The following is a 3,713-nucleotide window of genomic DNA, read 5'->3' on the forward strand; positions in this document are numbered from 1 at the left end:
GTACAGCGTCCAGCCGGCGCCGGTCGGTCCGCCGGGCGCGAAGAAGCTCGACACCAGGACCAGCACGGCGAGCAGGTAGATCCAGTAGCTCAGCATGTTGACATAGGGAAACACCATGTCGCGCGCGCCGACCATAAGCGGGATCAGGTAATTGCCGAAGCCCCCTAGGAAGAGCGCGGTGAGCAGGTAGATCACCATGATCATGCCGTGCATGGTGATGAACTGGTAATAGGCCTCGGGGGTGATGAAGTCGAACGTGCCGGGGAAGCCAAGCTGCAGCCGCATCAGCCAGGACAGCATCAGCGCCACGAAGCCGATCGCCGTCGCCGTCGCCGAATACTGGATGGCGATGACCTTGGCGTCCTGCGAGAAGACGTATTTCGTCCACCAGCTGTGCGGATGGTAAAGTTCCATTTCCGCGACTTCGGCCGGCGGTACGGCATCTGCAGGCGTGATATCGACCATGGCGGCACCTCCGTGCCCTGTTCAGCGTGCCTCGACAGTTTCGAGTTTTGCCGCAACGTCCAGACCAGACGCCGTCGCCTGGTCGGCCGAGCCCGTCTTCTGGGGCGCCGACAGTTGCGCGAAAGTCTGCTGCTGGCCTAGCCAGGCCAGGTAGTCCTGTTCGGTATCGACCATGACCACGCCATGCATCAGCGGGTGACCCTGGCCGCAGAGTTCCGCGCACAGGACCTGGAAGGTTCCGGTCCTGGTCGGGGTGAACCAGAAATAGGTGACTGAGCCCGGGATCATGTCCATCTTGGCGCGGAATTCCGGGATGTAGAAATCGTGCAGCACGTCGACCGAGCGCAGCACCATCTTGACCGGCTTGCCGATCGGCAGGTGCAGATCGGCCGCCTCGACCACGACATCGTCCTGGCCGTTGGGATCGCCGGGGATGACGCCGAGCGGATTTTCAGCCGTTATGTCGCGAGTGTCAGAGGTGCCGAGCTTGCCGTCCTTGCCGGGCAAGCGGAAGCTCCATTGCCATTGCTGGCCGATGACTTCGACCTCGGTCGCGTCGCTCGGGACAGTGACGAAGCGGCTCCAGACGAACAGGCCGGGCACCAGAAGGGCGGTAACACCCACTCCCGTGACGACCGTCAGCCACCATTCGAGGCGCTTGTTCTCCGGTTCATAGGCGGCGCGGTTGCCTTCCCGGTGGCGGAAGCGGAACACGCAATAGGCCATGAAAAGCACCACGGCGGCGAAGACGACGCCGGTGATCCAGAAGGTTATGATGATGGTGTTGTCGATATAGTCCCAGTTCGAGGCAATCGGCGTCCACCACCATGGGCTCAGGAAGTGAAACACCACAGAGCCCACAACAACCAAAACGAGTACAAGCGCAATGGCCATGTCCCGTCCTCCCGGCATTCGAGGGGGCGCGAAGCCGTCCCGGTGAATGCCGCTGGCATCATAGCGTGATTTGCGGTTGAAATTCCAGAGCCGACTATGCGTGGGATGTACATGTGGACAAACTGGCGCGTCCTGCAGTCACGGAGCCTCGTTTTCAGGTCGGACTGGATCGCGCGATGATCCAATCGGCGGCCGCCGCGAGATCGGCGACGGTCGCGGTCGGCGGCGGATCGAAGCGCTTCTCGTCGCCGCGGCGATATTTGCCGGTGCGCACCAGCAAGGCGCCCGAAAGCCCCGCGCGGAGCGCGCCGGCTATGTCGGCCTCGGCGTCGTCGCCAACCATGATCGCCTGTTCCGGCGGACAATTCATCGAGGCCAGCGCGGAGAGAAAGAATGCCGGTGACGGCTTGCCGAGAACGGTCGCGCGTTTCAGCGAGGCAAACTCCAGTGCGGCGACAAATGGCCCGGCATCGAGGCTGAGCGCGCCATCGGCATCGCGAAATGTCCGGTTAGTGGCGAGAGCCAGCAATTCGGCCCCCGCGACCAGTTCGCGGAACGCGTCGTTCAACACCGCGTAAGTCAATGCGTCGCCAGCGTCGCCGACGATGACGGCGCGCTTGTCGCGGGCCGGCAATTCGCCGAAATCCGGTTCGAGGCCGGGGTGGACCAGCAGATATGGCGCGCGGCCGTTGCGCAGCAGCCATTCGCGCGCGGCCTGCGCCGGGGTGAAGACATCGGCCTTGGCGGCGGTGAGGCCCATCGCCCCCAGATGGTCGAGAACCTTCTTTTTCGACGAGCGCGTGGTGTTGCTGACGAAGCGTATGGAAAAACCGGCCTGGCGCAGACGCGCGACGGCGTCGACCCCGCCCGATATGGCAGTCGCGCCATCATAGATGACGCCTGCGAGGTCCAGCAGCACGCCCCTTGTCATCACCCCAGCATGACGAGGAGCGCGCCATGCGTCAAATGCGAAAGGGATCAGATTGCGGCAAGTAGCTATGCTACCTATGCTTTCGTCGGGCCAAGTCGCCGGCGTGGGGCAGAGATCGACACCGAACTCAGATCAACAACAGCCCCTTCATGCTCGCATTGCCCTTTCGGCCGATGATGATGTGGTCGTGGACGCCGATGCCGAGCGGTTTTGCCGTTTCGATGATCTGCTTGGTCATCTCGATGTCGGCGCGCGACGGTGTCGGGTCGCCGGACGGATGGTTGTGGACCAGGATGATGGCGCTGGCCGAAAGCTCCAGCGCGCGCTTGACCACCTCGCGCGGATAGACCGGCGTGTGGTCGACGGTGCCGACCTGCTGCACTTCGTCGGCGATCAGCCCGTTCTTCTTGTCGAGGAACAGCACGCGAAACTGCTCGCGGTTTTCGAAGGCCATGGCTGACCGGCAATAGTCGAGAAGCTGCGTCCAGTTGGAGACGATTTCGCGGCCGTGCACCTCGCCGCGCGCCATGCGCTGCGCGGCCGCGGCGATCACCTTCAGGTCGACCGCCACCGAGGGGCCGATGCCCTTCACCTCCTGCAGCAGGTTGACCGGCGCGCCGAGCACTTCGGCGAAGGTGCCGAAGCGCGCCAGCAAGGCCTTGGCGATCGGCTTGGTGTCGACGCGCGGGATCAGCCGGAAGAGCAGCAGTTCGAGAAGTTCGTAGTCGGGGAGGGCGTCGGCGCCGGCGGCCGTGAAACGCTCACGCAAACGGTCACGATGGCCATGATAGTGCGGCTGTTATGGTGTCGCCCTCTTTTCGACCGCCGCTTTGCCGGCCGGCGGTTCGATCCCCCGCTCGGAGAAAAATCCCCGCTCGTCATCGCCGGTTTTTCCCATGAACCCGCCACCCCCGAAGGCTTTGAGGGAGACTAGGCCGGCAGGCCGGGGCGGTCGAGTTTTTTCGGCGAGAGCGTGAAGATCTCGCAGCCGGTGTCGGTGACGCCGATCGTGTGCTCGTATTGCGCCGACAGCGAGCGGTCGCGTGTGACCGCGGTCCAGCCGTCCGACAGCACCTTCACATGCGGGCGGCCGAGATTGATCATCGGCTCGACGGTGAAGATCATGCCCGGCCGCATCTCGACGCCTTCGGTGGCGGTGCCGTAGTGCAGGATGTTCGGCGCGTCGTGGAAAAGCTGGCCGACGCCGTGGCCGCAGAAATCGCGCACCACCGAGCAGCGCTCGGCCTCGGCATAGGTCTGGATGGCAGCGCCGATGGCGCCGGTGCGGGCGCCCGGCCTGATCGCGGCGATGCCGCGCATCAGGCACTCATGGGTGACCTCGAGCAGGCGCTCTGCGGCGCGCTTGATGGTGCCCACCGGATACATGCGCGAGGAATCGCCATGCCAGCCGTCGAGGATGTAC

General features: G+C 64.2%; 4 protein-coding genes and 1 pseudogene. All 5 read right to left on the minus strand.

All coding sequences use genetic code 11. The features are described 5' to 3' along the window. Positions 1-465, minus strand: a 465-nt coding sequence (locus EN742_RS27810) for a cbb3-type cytochrome c oxidase subunit I (protein ID WP_189375645.1), incomplete at its 3' end; no start/stop codon positions are given. A gap of 21 nt (positions 466-486) precedes the next feature. After that, complete coding sequence (locus EN742_RS27815) at positions 487-1,359, minus strand: cytochrome c oxidase subunit II (protein ID WP_126054228.1); 873 nt, start codon at positions 1,357-1,359, stop codon at positions 487-489. Positions 1,360-1,513: 154 nt separating this feature from the next. Further along, a complete protein-coding gene (locus EN742_RS27820) occupies positions 1,514-2,278 on the minus strand; it encodes a TIGR01458 family HAD-type hydrolase (protein WP_348627231.1) in 765 nt (254 codons plus the stop codon). Between the two features lie 139 nt (positions 2,279-2,417). Continuing rightward, positions 2,418-3,188: pseudogene (gene radC, locus EN742_RS27825) on the minus strand (DNA repair protein RadC). 32 nt (positions 3,189-3,220) lie between these two features. Further along, a partial coding sequence (gene map / locus EN742_RS27830) for a type I methionyl aminopeptidase (protein WP_128333511.1) occupies positions 3,221-3,713 on the minus strand: 493 nt, incomplete at its 5' end.

The organism is Mesorhizobium sp. M4A.F.Ca.ET.020.02.1.1 (assembly GCF_004022645.1).
GTDB lineage: Bacteria > Pseudomonadota > Alphaproteobacteria > Rhizobiales > Rhizobiaceae > Mesorhizobium.